The 12,783-nt window shown below is 58.1% G+C and carries 11 protein-coding genes; 3 read left to right on the top strand and 8 right to left on the bottom strand.

Annotation, left to right across the window (positions count from 1 at the left end):
• Positions 1-121 precede the first annotated feature (121 nt).
• The gene (locus tag NED97_RS22520; RefSeq protein ID WP_252491001.1) at positions 122-1,294 is read left to right on the top strand and encodes an MFS transporter; all 1,173 of its coding nucleotides are present in this window, start codon (positions 122-124) and stop codon (positions 1,292-1,294) included.
• A gap of 205 nt (positions 1,295-1,499) precedes the next feature.
• Here the strand turns inward: NED97_RS22520 and NED97_RS22515 are convergent, their stop codons facing one another.
• The 4 genes from NED97_RS22515 to NED97_RS22500 form a co-directional block, all read right to left on the bottom strand.
• Positions 1,500-1,946 carry a universal stress protein gene (locus NED97_RS22515; protein WP_252491000.1) on the bottom strand — a complete coding sequence of 149 codons (447 nt, stop codon included), beginning with the start codon at positions 1,944-1,946 and terminating at the stop codon, positions 1,500-1,502.
• 199 nt (positions 1,947-2,145) lie between these two features.
• Positions 2,146-3,438, bottom strand: a complete 1,293-nt coding sequence (locus NED97_RS22510; RefSeq protein WP_252490999.1) for a TRAP transporter large permease — start codon at positions 3,436-3,438, stop codon at positions 2,146-2,148.
• Between the two features lies 1 nt (position 3,439).
• Positions 3,440-3,994 carry a TRAP transporter small permease gene (locus NED97_RS22505; protein WP_252490998.1) on the bottom strand — a complete coding sequence of 185 codons (555 nt, stop codon included), beginning with the start codon at positions 3,992-3,994 and terminating at the stop codon, positions 3,440-3,442.
• 24 nt (positions 3,995-4,018) lie between these two features.
• A complete protein-coding gene (locus NED97_RS22500; RefSeq protein ID WP_252490997.1) occupies positions 4,019-5,032 on the bottom strand; it encodes a TRAP transporter substrate-binding protein in 1,014 nt (337 codons plus the stop codon).
• A gap of 147 nt (positions 5,033-5,179) precedes the next feature.
• Here NED97_RS22500 and NED97_RS22495 point away from each other — a divergent pair, with 147 nt between their 5' ends.
• Together NED97_RS22495 and NED97_RS22490 are read left to right on the top strand one after the other, a co-directional pair.
• Complete coding sequence (locus tag NED97_RS22495; RefSeq protein WP_252490996.1) at positions 5,180-6,142, top strand: mannonate dehydratase; 963 nt, start codon at positions 5,180-5,182, stop codon at positions 6,140-6,142.
• Positions 6,143-6,340: 198 nt separating this feature from the next.
• On the top strand, positions 6,341-7,303 hold the full coding sequence (locus NED97_RS22490; RefSeq protein ID WP_252490995.1) for a mannonate dehydratase: 963 nt from the start codon (positions 6,341-6,343) through the stop codon (positions 7,301-7,303).
• 110 nt (positions 7,304-7,413) lie between these two features.
• On the opposite strand, the gene NED97_RS22485 is transcribed toward NED97_RS22490, so the two are convergent.
• From NED97_RS22485 to NED97_RS22470, 4 genes are all read right to left on the bottom strand, one after another.
• On the bottom strand, positions 7,414-9,591 hold the full coding sequence (locus NED97_RS22485; protein ID WP_252490994.1) for an LUD domain-containing protein: 2,178 nt from the start codon (positions 9,589-9,591) through the stop codon (positions 7,414-7,416).
• Entirely contained in the window at positions 9,584-10,090 is a 507-nt protein-coding gene (locus NED97_RS22480; RefSeq protein WP_252490993.1) for an LUD domain-containing protein, read from the bottom strand. The genes NED97_RS22485 and NED97_RS22480 overlap by 8 nt, the downstream gene beginning before the upstream one ends.
• A gap of 190 nt (positions 10,091-10,280) precedes the next feature.
• A complete protein-coding gene (xacF, locus tag NED97_RS22475; RefSeq protein WP_252490992.1) occupies positions 10,281-11,726 on the bottom strand; it encodes a 2,5-dioxovalerate dehydrogenase in 1,446 nt (481 codons plus the stop codon).
• 108 nt (positions 11,727-11,834) lie between these two features.
• A complete protein-coding gene (locus NED97_RS22470; RefSeq protein ID WP_252490991.1) occupies positions 11,835-12,704 on the bottom strand; it encodes an IclR family transcriptional regulator in 870 nt (289 codons plus the stop codon).
• Positions 12,705-12,783 lie beyond the last annotated feature (79 nt).

The following is a 12,783-nucleotide window of genomic DNA, read 5'->3' as shown; positions in this document are numbered from 1 at the left end:
CATTCCGCTGGAGCGGCGATGTCCGGAATCCATCGTAAAGTCAGGAGCGTGGGTCGTGTAACGTGAAAGGGATCTATCGCAGTGCGAGCGCGAAAAACGGAGTGGCTATTCGATCAGAGCCATGAACTGGCGCTACCGGGATACCGTTCTCACCCTGTGTACTCTCGCGTTCTTCGTGACGATGGTCGGGCGACTCGCTATCAGTCCGGTCGTCCCTGAAGTAACTACCACGTTCGATGTCTCGAACGCGGTTGTCGGAGCCGCACTCTCTGGGATGTGGCTCGCGTACGCGTTAACACAGTTTCCGAGCGGCGTACTCGCCGACCGGTACGGCGAGCGCCTGGTAATTCTTGCGTCCGTGGGCGGAACCGGCCTCCTCAGCCTGAGCATCGTATTTGCGCCTCACCTCGCCGTCTTCTTCGCCGGGACCGTCCTTTTGGGTGCCGCAGCTGGGCTTCACTATAGCGTCGCAACAACACTGTTGAGCCGCATTTATGACGATTTCGGCACCGCGGTGGGCGTTCACAACGCAGGCGCTCCCGCGGCTGGGCTCGTTACACCAGTTGTCGTCGCCTGGCTCGCTGTCGCGTACGGCTGGCGCCTGGCCGTCAGCGTTACGGCAATCATCACCGTTCCTATTCTAGTCCTCTTCTTTCTCCGTGTTCGTCCAACGGAACCGCGACGACCGAACCAGCCAATGCGTAACCAACTCGAAATTCGGCCGTTGCTCGGCGTCATGAATCGACCTCCTATCCTCTTCACCGGTGTTCTTGCGATCATCGCCGACTTCACGTGGCAAGGAATCGCGTCATTCCTTCCAACATTCCTGATTGAACACCAAGGCTACTCCGCAACCGTCGCCGGCGGGTTGTTCGCGGCGTACTTCGTTGTTCAGGGGGTCCTGCAGATCGGCGTCGGGTCGTTCTCGGATCGGTACGGTCGCGACCTCGCGACCGGCGTCTGTCTCGGTGGCGGGGTTGTAGGGCTGTCGCTGCTCGTGATTGGATCAGGATTCGTCGCTGTCGGCGGGGGCATCGTCCTACTTGGGTTGAGTATGGGGTGGGGTGCGGCGGTAATTCCGCGGTTTATGGATTATCTCTCTCCTGAAGAGCGAAATACTGGGTTCGGATTTATCCGAACGGCATACATGGTCATCGCCTCAAGCGGTTCTATTGCCGTTGGATTGTTTGCGGACCTCTTCGGCTGGGTCGTTTCGTTCGGCGTTCTGATCGTTCTGCTTGGTGTCGCGCTCGTACTACTCATTGTGAATTGGGCGTTCCGACTTGATCTCTGATGGATTTGGTTCTGTAACAAAGGAACTGTTTCGGATACCCTGCCAAATTTCCGCGTTCCACATGATATACGACGCATTCGAGTTCAAAATGAGATACCGTGCAAGCACGCCACTGTCGGAGCTGACTGTCGCTCTCCTGGCATCACTCCACGACTAAAGTCGCGGGCTTTCTCCTGATTCTCGTGTAAGCTGGTGGGCGTGAACGTCAGCTGTTGTCCGTTAGTACGGTTACTGGTCCGTCGAAGTTCAGAATCACGGACTGAGCCGTATCTCCGAAGACGGCTTTCCCGGTAGGAGACCGTTTGCGGCCGGCGACGAAGATATGATCACAGCCCTGTTTCTCGGCGACCGTCAGAATGTCGTCCGGAACCTTGCCGACGACACCGAGAACATCGTACTCAATGTCTTCATCGGCGAGCACTTCGTCGGCGAGTTCTTGGGCGTTCGCCGCGGCTTTCGTCGTCACCTCGTCGAAGGATTCACCCTGTCCACCACGATTCGCCTGTCGTTGGACTGAACCCGTGAACTCGTTCTCGTCAACGATATCGAGGACGACTAACTCACACCCGACGCCGGCGGCGATCGTGCCGGCCTTCTCGAGGAGTTGTCGGTGTGTCTCCGAATCATCGACGACGACTAGCAGTCGGTCCATACCGAATCCAGTTTACGAAGATTCATAATTACTCTGGTAGCCCATCTCGCGCTCGATTCGCGCCGCGACCATCGAACTGGGTGTCGGCCGTTCAATGAAAATCGGTTATGAGAGTGGTAATACCGGTCGAATGGCGATCAGAGACGGATGCGTTCGTCGACCGGAATAACCTAATCGGGGCAGACGAAGATAGGAGAGGTTAGTTCGCTATCTCCGGGACTATGGTCACGATCTCGGGGAAGATGATGATGAGGAAGAGCACACCTAGGATCGGGAGATAGAACGGCAGCACTGCCTTCATTACCTCCTCGATGCTGGCGTCAGTCACTTTCTCGAGGACGAAGAGGATGACGCCGAACGGGGGCGTCAGGAGCCCCAACATGAGGGTGAGGATCATCACGATCCCGAAGTGGAGCGGATCGATCCCAGAGATCTCGAGAACGGGCATCAACACCGGCACGAGGATGGAGATCGCTGCGATCGTCTCCATGAACGTTCCGACGACGAGCAACAGGAGCACCAGGAGGAGGATGATGAGGGTGGTGTTGGTCGTGAAGTCGGTGATCGCGTTGGCCATCATGATGGGGAGCTGGAGTTGCACCGCGACCAGCCCGTACAGCGCGGCGACGCCGACGATGAACGTCAGCGAGAACGTTTCAACTGTACTGTCGCGCATTTCTTGGAGGAGTCCGCGAGGGTTAAGCTCGCCGTAGTAAGCGCCGACGAGGAGGACGTACACGATCGCAATCGCACCCGCCTCGGTCGCGGTAAACCAGCCGGAGAGAATCCCACCGATAATGAGGAGTGGCGTCAACAGGGCAAGGAACGCGCCTCTGAAACTCTCCCAGAGTTCGTCCCATTCGAACACCTGGTCGATCCCGTATCCGCTCATGCGAACGATCACGACGACCAGCACCATCATGAGCAGTCCGAGGAGGATTCCTGGGAGGATGCCCGCTAAGAAGAGGTCGCCGATCGACTCCTCCGCAAGCACGCCGTAAATGATAACCGGAACACTCGGGGGAATGATCGGTCCAATGATGGATGAACCGCCCGTGACGCCGAGCGAGAGCTGCTTGTCGTACCCGTTCTCGCGCATTGCGGTGTACTCAACACGCCCGAGACCGGCGGCGTCAGCGACCGCGAGTCCCGACATGCCCGAGAACAGCATACTCGCGACGATGTTGACGTGCGCGATGCCGCCGCGCAGTTGGCCCACAAGCGCCTGCGCGAACCGGAAGATACGCCGCGTCATCCCGATGTGATTCATCAACCGCCCAAGTAATAGGTAGAACGGGATTGCCAGTAGGGTGAACGTGTTGAGGCCATAGAGCATCTGGTTTGCGATCACACCCAGGTTGAGGCCGGTCCCATAGGGCGAGACCATCACGACAACGCTGGTCACACCCATCGCGATTGCGACGGGAACGCCAGCTCCGTACAACAGAAGCAACACGCCCAGGAAGAGAAAGCCGATGATTAGCAGATCCATCTTAGAGTTCCTCCGTATCCGATCCCGCGCTTGCTTTCGATGACTGTCCTACTTCCACACCGAGCACTTGCTTGATTTTGGTGATCTCGTAGAAGAGAAACACTGCAAGCCCGATACTGATTCCGAGGTAGAGGTATCCCTCGGTAACGATTCGGACCCCGCCGATGCTGGTGTACCAGTTTCCGAGCGCAGCACGAAACGTCGCGATCATTGCGAGAGCAACGAACCCAATTACGATCGCGCTCGAGACGATTCGCAATGATCTTGCTGCGCTTGGACTGTAGTTTTCGAGTCGGTCCGTTATGAGCGTCATTTTGATGTTTTCATCATTTCGGGCGGCAACTGCGGCGCCGAGAAACGTCGCAATGATGAGTGTGAATCGTGCAAGTGGCTCCGTCAGGTACATCGGTCCAAGCGATTGGAAGCCGAGTTGTCGGACAAACACTTGGACGACCGTTAAACCGATCGTGACACCGAACAATGCAGTCGCGGTATACAGTGTAACGGCATCGAAAAGGGAGTCACGACGAAGGCCCAAATCCTGGTCAATATCCATGGTGATCTACTCGTACCGGATGGTTCAGATACTCAAGACATCGTCCCACGTTCCAACCCACTCTTCGTCGAACCACTGCTCGACTGCGTCCTCGGCTTCGTCCTCGAACGCCCCGTGGTCGACATCGTCCACGACTTCCATTCCTTCCTCCTCGAGTTCGTCGATGAGGTCATCCTCTCGCTCGAGTGAGATTTCTGCCGCTTCTTCGGTGACGTCCGAACCGATTTCGAGGACCATGTCCTGATAGCTGTCGTCGAGACTTTGGAAGAAGTCCTCGTTCATGTAGATGTTTCCTGTTTCGACGAGATGTCCAGTTAGGCTGACGTGGGATTGAACCTCGTGGAGGTTAAACGAGGAAATCTGTTCCGCGTCGCCCTCGGAGGAATCGGCAGTCCCCTGCTCCAGCGCACTGTAGAGTTCGTCAAGCGCAACCGGCGTCGGATCTGCTCCGACCTGATCCCAGATATCTACCCACGGATCGAGTTCTGGAAGCCGGAGTGCAAGTCCCTCTAGGTCTTCGGGCGCCGTGACCGGACTGTTGGCAGTGAAGTGTCGTTCACCGCGGTAGATCTGCTGTCCGAGCGGGCGCTGGTTACCTTCTTCGATCATCTGATCCTCAACCCCTTCCATGATATCGGTGTCCATCACGCGGAGGAGGTGGTCGTAATCCTCCATGACGAAGGGGCTCCCGAAGAACCAGTATTCGGGCGTGTACATGTCGAAGGGAACAGTTCCGGCTGCGTGGGCTTCAGCCCCCTGCTCCGCCACGAGCGACGTGATCTCGTCTTCTGCACCCATCGCTCCACCGGGTGTCACTTCTACCTCGAAGTCACCGTCAGACTGTTCTTCGATCTCCTCCGCGAACATTTCAGCGGCTTCGACGTTGATGTGACCAGGTTCGAATGCACTCCCGATCGTCATTTCAACGCCGCCATTATCACCGCCCATGCACCCCGCTAACGCAGCCATTCCTGAAACAGATGCTGCACCTGCGGTTGAGAGAAATTTCCGCCTATTCAGGTTGTTTCCTACTGTCATGCCTCATTGGTAGGTGAGCACATCCCTATTTATAATTTATGGTGTATCCCGACTCACGGGTAGAGCCAACTACCAGAATTTGTATCGAAAGAGTAGATGCAGAGAGGAAGAATTTATTTAGGCGTGTTCCTTCGTCGGGAGTAGCGCATGGAACCAGCAGTAATCTTACCAACCGAACCGGACGAGCGCTGGCAGCTAGCGAAACAGATGGGCGTTACAGACGCGGTCGTCCATACGCTCGAAATCGGAGACGATCGCCAATTCTGGGACTATGATACGCTCCTTCGATTACGGAATAGCTTCGCCAATGCGGGAATCGACATCGAAGTTATCGAAGGGTGCGTTCCAATAACGGACAAGACGCGATTAGGAAAGCCTGGCCGAGACGAAGAGATCGAAGAGTTCTGTCAGTTCCTTCGCGATGTTGGCGAACTCGGGATCCCCGTCGTCTGCTACGACTGGATGGCCGGGCGTCGCTGGGCACGAACGGCCGTCGATATTCGTTCTCGCGGCGGCTCACTGACGACCGGATACAATCACGAGCACATGGTTGGGGGGCCATCTGATCCAGCCGGGCCGGTGTCCGAGGAAGAACTCTGGGAGAACCTTGAGTACTTCCTCGAGCAGGTTGTTCCCGTCGCCGAGGAGGCAGGGGTAAAACTCGGTCTTCATCCGGACGATCCACCGCTACCCGAAGTTCGCGGCATGAGCCGCATCATCCGTAGTGTCGAGGCGTATGATCGTGTCCTCGATATCTATCCGAGCGATCACAACGGCATTACGTTCTGCCAAGGAAACTTCGCCGCAATGGGTGTCGACATTCCCGAAACGATCCGCCACTTCGGCGATGCGATCAACTTCGTCCACTTCCGGGACGTCGAGGGAGATGCGGAACAGTTCGTCGAAACGTGGCACGACGACGGACCGACGGACATGCTTGCGGCGATGCGCGCCTATCGGGATATCGGATTCAACGGCCCGATGCGACCTGATCACGTCCCGACGATGGCGACTGAGGAGAACACCAATCCCGGCTACGAGACGCTCGGTCGGCTCTTCGCTGTCGGGTACATGAAAGGGCTTATCGAAGCCGTCGAGTCGGACGCGTAGAGCTGCGCCCGCGGACGACCTCCGAGAATGGAGGTAACAGAGAACGCCCGAAGACCACTAGTGAGTTTGGTGCCCTACCGTGGTCAGATACATGCTTTGGAGACGGCAAGAACAAAACCGTCATCCGACGATTTAGCGAGTGCACGGAGGGGAAACTATAATTGGCGTTAGGTTAATCTCAATCGTGAACGCAAGAGAATGACCATCAAAGAAGCACTCATCTTACCACCGAATCGAGACGAACGGTGGGATTTGGCGAAGCAAAGCGGCGTCGATCATGCCGTTATCAATTCCCTTAATATCGGTGCCGGTCAACGATATCGGGAATACGACGAATTGTTACGGTTGAAAAACGCATTTCGAAACGCAGGATTGGATCTCCAAGTTATCGAGGAAGCCTTTCCTCTGACCGACAAAACGGTACTCGGCAGGGAGGTACGCGATGCAGAGATCGATGCGTTCTGCGAGTTCTTGCGGAACGCCGGCGCTGCCGGAATATCTACCGTCTGCTACGACTGGATGGCGTCGCGTCGATGGAGTCGCACCGATAGTGCTCGCCCTGCCCGCGGTGGATCGCTCACCACGGCCTATGACCACGACGAAATGCAGCGTGGCCCCAACCCGCCAGAAGCGCCAGTCACTGAAGAGACGCTTTGGACTACTCTCGAGTACTTCCTCGAGCGGGTTGTCCCCGTTGCCGAGGAAGCAGATGTCTACCTCGCGCTCCATCCAAACGATCCGCCTCTGTCGCCAATACGGGGTATTGAACGGATCATCACCAGTGTTGAGGCCTACGACCGTGTTCTAGACATCATCGACAGTGAACACAACGGGATCACGTTCTGCCAGGGGAATTTCGCTGCCATGGGTGTCGACATCCCCGAAACGATCCGCCACTTCGGCGACCGCATCAATTACGTTCATTTCCGCGACGTCGAAGGATCCGTTGACTCCTTCGTTGAAACATGGCACGATAACGGGCCCACCGATATGCTTGCTGCCATCCGTGCGTATCGAGACATTGGGTACGACGGCCTCATGCGTCCCGATCATGTCCCAACAATGGCCGGCGAGTCCAACGACAATCCTGGCTACGAAACACACGGGCGGTTGTTCGCCATCGGATATCTGCGCGGGCTCCTCGAGCAGGCCGAAGACTAGCTATGAACTCTCCGCCCTACTCGGTCCTACTGGTCGCTCAGTGAAGACGAGGACGTGACAGCCTCACGACAACGGCTACGGCCGAAAAGATAGCGATCGTCCCGCTTGGACTACGTTTGAGTGGGGGCGATCAATTCGATCGGATGGGGCGGCCGATCCCCGACGAGATCGCTGATCTGATCCTGACAGGACGTTCCGCTCGCGACGGCCGGATCTCCGACAGTGTCGTGTTGCTCTTTTAGCCGTGAACCGACCTCCATACTCAGTTCGTAATAGTCGCTCTTGTATCCGAACGAGCCGGCCATCCCGCAACACTCCGTATCGCTCGTCGAGACTTCGTACTCGAGATCCTCGAGAACTGATACCGTGTACGGCTCGAGACCGAGCGTGCGCTGTTGACAGTGACTGTGGTAGAACACCGACGATGCTTCGCCGGTCGAGAGGTCCTCGAGGGAGGCACCGTTCTCGTCGAGTCCGTACACGTACTCCAGAATCTCGTAGCTGTTCGCCTCGAGCCGCTCGAACTCATCGCTCGGGAGGAACTTTTCGTACTCGCGCTTGAACATCGCGAGATCGCTCGGCTCGATAACGACCACGTCGTAGTTCGCTTCGATATACGGTTCGAGTCGCTCTGTAACGTCTTCCGCGTGGTCCTGCGCAGTCTGAACCATTCCTTGCGAGAGCGGCGCTCGGCCGCTCGAACGGACCGGCGGCATCTCGACGGCGACGCCGAGCGCCTCGAGCGTCCGGACCGCGGCTTTGCCCCGGTCGGGATCGACGTAGTTGGTGTACAAGTCCGGGTAGAGGACGGCACGACGGATGGGGTCGTCAGGCTGCGTCATATCACGTGCTTCGAACCACTTGCGAAGCGTCTCGCGCTCGAACGAGGGGAGTTCGCGGCGCGCATCGATTCCGAGTGTCCGTTCGAGGATTGCTCTCGTCGGCCCGAGGTCCGCGGCCCAGTTCGAGAGGGGCGCGGTTGCGCTGCCGAGTTTGGCGGCCGTTTCGAAGTTTCCGAAGAAGCGCTTGCCAAGATCCATCCCGGCGGGCTCCTCGTCCGGAGTCAGGCTTTCGAAGACGTGATCGAACGCTTCGGGATCTTTGCCCCGATTGATGCGGTCACGAACGACGGTATTGATCCACGGGATATCGATCTTGACGGGACACTGGTTGACACACCGTGAGCAACCAGTACAGAGATCGTTGAACTCGGCAGCCGACTCCTGTCCGTGGACGCCCGCTTCCCAGCCAGTAGCGATGCCGCCGGTGTACGTTTCACCGCCGAAGGCGTGGCCGCCGACCGACTGGAAGTTCGCACACGAGTTGAGACACGCCGAACAGCGGACGCAGTACAGCGTCTCCCGGAGCTGGTCGTCGTCGCGCATCTCCATCCGTCCGTTATCGATCAGCACGAGGTGGAATTCCCGCTCGTCGGCGTCGACCGGTGGTGTATCTACCGGCGGCGAGAAGAGGCTCGTGTACGACGTGATCGACTGCCCGGTCCCCGATCGGGCGACGAGTTGGGTGAACGTCGCGATATCCTCGAGCGAGGGGACGATCTTCTCCACGCCCGCGACTGCGATGTGCGTATCGTTCGCCTCGACGACCTTGCGGGCGTTCCCCTCGTTCGTGATTAGTGCCATCGTCCCCGTATCCGCGGCGAGGAAGTTTGCCCCCGTCATGCCGACGTCAGCCTCTGCGATCCGCTCGGCGAGGTAATCGCGAGCGAACTTCGTCAGCTCTTGGGCGGTCTCGAGCGGCACATCGGGATCGAAGTGTTCGTTGAAGAGTTCCGCGATCTCCTCGCGAGACTTGTGAAGGCCGGGGCCGACAATGTGCGAGGGTTCCTCTCCAGCGATCTGGATAACGAGTTCCCCGAGGTCGGTCTCGACGGGCTCGATTTCGGCCGTCTCGAGCGCGTCGTTGACTTCGAGCTCTTCGGTTGTCATCGACTTGCTCTTGACGACGGTTTCGGCACCTGCGTCTTCACAAACGTCTCGGATGTACGCGTTCGCGTCCTCGGCGTCCTCGGCGACGTACACCGCACCGCCGTTTTCCTCGACGCTCTCGGTGAGCTGGTCGATCAGCTCGGGAAGCCGTTCGATAGCGTCCTCCTTGATCGATCGCGCCCGCTCGCGGAGTTCTTCGTGACGGCTCTCGCCGAGCTCCTCGAGCGACATGTACCGCCGCTCGTTGAACAGGCGCGTGTTCGTCGACACCGCTTCGCCTTCCTCGCTCATCAGCCGGCGGATGTTCGCCGCGACGTCGCGGTCGGATTCGCTACTCATCGTCGATCACCACGAGGTGTAGCTCCGCCGGTCCATGGACACCGGTTACGAGTGCGCCCATGTCTCCTGTCGTACTCGGGCCCGTGACTATTACTGCGTCATTCCCACCGCTGTCGGAACGATACCGTTCGCCGAGCGACGAAAACGCCGACTCAACGTCCTCAACGATGTTGTTGCGCTCGATCACCGCAACCTGTCGCTCTGCAAAGAGACTGATCGGTCCCGTCGACGCTTCGTCGGAAGGAACGACGACGCTCCCGAGCGTTTCGATCCCTAACGGAACGTCTGTAATACCGGTGATAGCCGCCCGTAGTTGCTCATCATCGGGATTCGTTTCGACCCCTGCTGGAAGCGACACGCCGTCGATCGACAACGGGACACCGACGGCAGGGGGTCTGACGAGTTTCTCGAGTGTTTCCGCGGCGTTCGCCCGGTCGACGGTGTGGACCGTCGCGCCGGCGGCAGTCGCGGCGCTCGAGAACCGATCGATTGCGCTCATTGAGTACCCACTCCCGGACGAGCGGGACAGGTGACTGGAACGAACAAGTTGCTCTCTACTCGGACCATTTACGTCCCTAATCGGGAGTTACCCGAAATAAAGGTTTCGCGCTCTTCTGATAGATAGGTGACAGGTACAGGTCGTGAGAAGTGGTCGAAAGCCGAAACGGAACTAACGCGAGCTACTCGCGTTAGTAGCTGTCGTACACCGTCTTGCTGATGGTGTAGAAGTCGAGTCCAGCGTCTCCCTGTTCGCGCCAGGTCTCGCTCGAAGAGGCCTTGACGCCGCCGAAGGGAACGTGCAGTTCGAGTCCGGTCGTCTTGTCGTTGACCTTCACGACGCCGGCCTCGACCTCGTCGACGAATCGGTTCGCCTCGGTGTGATCGTCCGTGACGATGCTCGCGGAGAGGCCGTACTGCGTATCGTTCGCAACCTCGACCGCCTCGTCGAAGCTCTCGACCTCGATCACCGAGAGCACCGGGCCGAAGATCTCTTCCCGAGCGATCCGCATGTCTGGATCGACGTCAGTGAACACGGCGGGCTCGACGAAATACCCGTCGCGATCGAGTTCTTCGCCGCCGTACTCGAGGGACGCACCCTCGCGCTGGCCGACATCGACGTACTCGAGAGTGCTCTCGAGTTCGTCCTGGCTCACGTGCGGCCCCATATCGGGATCTTCGAGGCCCACATCCGGCTCAATCGCTTCGGCCCGTTCGACGACCGCATCAACGAACTCGTCGTGAACGTCCGTGTGGACGATTGCGCGGGAGGCGGCGGTACAGGCCTGTCCAGTAACGCCGAACGCACCGTTGGCGACGATGTCGGCGGCTTCTTCGACGTCCGCATTCTCCGAGACGATTGTCGGATTCTTTCCGCCCATCTCGAGTTGGACCCGCTTTCCATCGTCGGTTGCTTGATCGTAGACCGTGTTCCCGACTTTTGTGCTGCCCGTGAACGACACGGCGTCGACAGCCTCGTGGGTAGCAAGTTCGCTGCCAACGTCGCTTCCAGATCCGGTTACGAAGTTCACGACGCCATCCGGAATGCCGGCCTCATCGAGTGCTTCGACGATCTCGCGGGCGACGCCGGGTGCGAGCGATGCCGGCTTGAGAACGACCGCGTTACCCGCGGCGAGCGCGGGCGCGAGCTTCCAGGCCGGAATGGCGATCGGATAGTTCCACGGTGTGATCAGAGCCGCGACACCGACGGGCTCGTTAATCGTGTAGAGATTCGTCTGCGAACCACTTGCACTCTTCACCGTACCACCGAGGTCGCGGGCCTTCGCACCGTAGTAGTCGAAGATGTCGATCGCTCGCTGGACCTCGCCGGCGGCCTCGCTTCGGGTTTTTCCTTCTTCGAGAACGAGCAGTTCCGTCAGTTCGTCCTTCCGATCAGCAAGAATACGACCGGTTTCGGAGAGGATCCGACCACGTTCGGGGCCGGGCGTCTCAGCCCACGTCTCTGCTGCATCGTTCGCGGCTTCGATCGCACGAGCGGCGTCATCAGCGCTTCCCTTGGGGTACGTCGCGACGGGCTCTTCAGGTGCCGCGGGATTATGCGTCTCGAACGTTTCGCCGGTCTCGGACTCAGTCCATTCGCCATCCACGAAGTGGAGGCGAGTCTCGTTTGCGGACATACACTATCCGGTATACCCCGAGTTGTGAAATTTCTTGCGTCTGCTCGTAGTTGACCTCCGCTCGCCTCTGATCAGACCGCTACGGACGATTGGAGAGCTATGCGGGGTTCAGTAGTGGTTGTACCGGAGTTCGGCCACATTTGCTCGGTTCTGAACGGCGTTGATGATCTCCTCCTCAACCTCGGTTCCGCTCTCGTTTGCAACGAGTCGCTGTCGCGGGCCTGAGATCGAGAGTGCTCCAATCACTACATCGGCCTGCGTGTCGAATATTGGAACAGCGACTGCGACGACTCCGTTTCGGTGCTCTTCGTTTTCGACCGCAAATCCTTGTTCGCGAATCTGTTCAAGCTCATTAAACAGCTGTTCACTGTCAGTGATCGTTTGTTCTGTTGCTTCTGGTAATCCGTGTCGGTCTACGATCTCGTTGACCCGCTCGTTCGAAAGGTTCGCGAGAATCGCTTTTCCGATCGATGTCCAATGCATATGCGTGAATTCGCCCGTCGACGTATTATCGTAAATCGCCTCTCCAAACTCGGACTTGTAGAGGATAACCCGCTGTCCGTCCTGTTCGACGCCGAGATTCGCCGCCTCCTCAACCTCGGTCGCGAGCCGGTCGACTTCTTCTCGGGCAGCCCGGTAGAGGCTATTTCGTCGACGAACGATGCTCCCGGTTTCGAGAAACCGTAGGCCGACGTCGTACTTCCCGTCCGTTTGAACGACGTAGTCCCAGTTTCGGAGCGTCTGGAGGTGAACGTGGACGGTGCTCTTCGGCATGTCTACCTTCTTTGCAAGGTCGGAGACGCCGATCGGTCCGTGATCCCGAAGCTGTTCAATGATGCCTAACGAGTGTTCGACCGATTTGATCCCGGTACGCTCTTGATCGTTCATACTCATGATGGACCATAGGTGCATATATGTACTATGGTTCGACGTATCATAGTGTTCGTGAGGGATGAACGTATGTTCTCCATTAGCCACCTCTTCGTTTACACCAGTACTTCTGTAATATTTGGGGCCGGGCTACCAGCTTTCTGATGATAGGTGATGCTCTCAGCAT

Source organism: Natronococcus sp. CG52 (genome assembly GCF_023913515.1).
Lineage (GTDB): Archaea > Halobacteriota > Halobacteria > Halobacteriales > Natrialbaceae > Natronococcus > Natronococcus zhouii.
Note: the sequence above shows the minus strand (reverse complement) of the source record. Positions and strands in the feature narration are given on the sequence as shown.

Excerpts from the sequence above, each read along its gene's own strand:
- NED97_RS22520 (WP_252491001.1), top strand. The coding sequence starts at position 122 with ATGAACTGGCGCTACCGGGATACCGTTCTCACCCTGTGTACTCTCGCG.
- NED97_RS22515 (WP_252491000.1), bottom strand. The coding sequence starts at position 1,946 with ATGGACCGACTGCTAGTCGTCGTCGATGATTCGGAGACACACCGACAA.
- NED97_RS22510 (WP_252490999.1), bottom strand. The coding sequence starts at position 3,438 with ATGGATCTGCTAATCATCGGCTTTCTCTTCCTGGGCGTGTTGCTTCTG.
- NED97_RS22505 (WP_252490998.1), bottom strand. The coding sequence starts at position 3,994 with ATGGATATTGACCAGGATTTGGGCCTTCGTCGTGACTCCCTTTTCGAT.
- NED97_RS22500 (WP_252490997.1), bottom strand. The coding sequence starts at position 5,032 with ATGACAGTAGGAAACAACCTGAATAGGCGGAAATTTCTCTCAACCGCA.
- NED97_RS22495 (WP_252490996.1), top strand. The coding sequence starts at position 5,180 with ATGGAACCAGCAGTAATCTTACCAACCGAACCGGACGAGCGCTGGCAG.
- NED97_RS22490 (WP_252490995.1), top strand. The coding sequence starts at position 6,341 with ATGACCATCAAAGAAGCACTCATCTTACCACCGAATCGAGACGAACGG.
- NED97_RS22485 (WP_252490994.1), bottom strand. The coding sequence starts at position 9,591 with ATGAGTAGCGAATCCGACCGCGACGTCGCGGCGAACATCCGCCGGCTG.
- NED97_RS22480 (WP_252490993.1), bottom strand. The coding sequence starts at position 10,090 with ATGAGCGCAATCGATCGGTTCTCGAGCGCCGCGACTGCCGCCGGCGCG.
- xacF (WP_252490992.1), bottom strand. The coding sequence starts at position 11,726 with ATGTCCGCAAACGAGACTCGCCTCCACTTCGTGGATGGCGAATGGACT.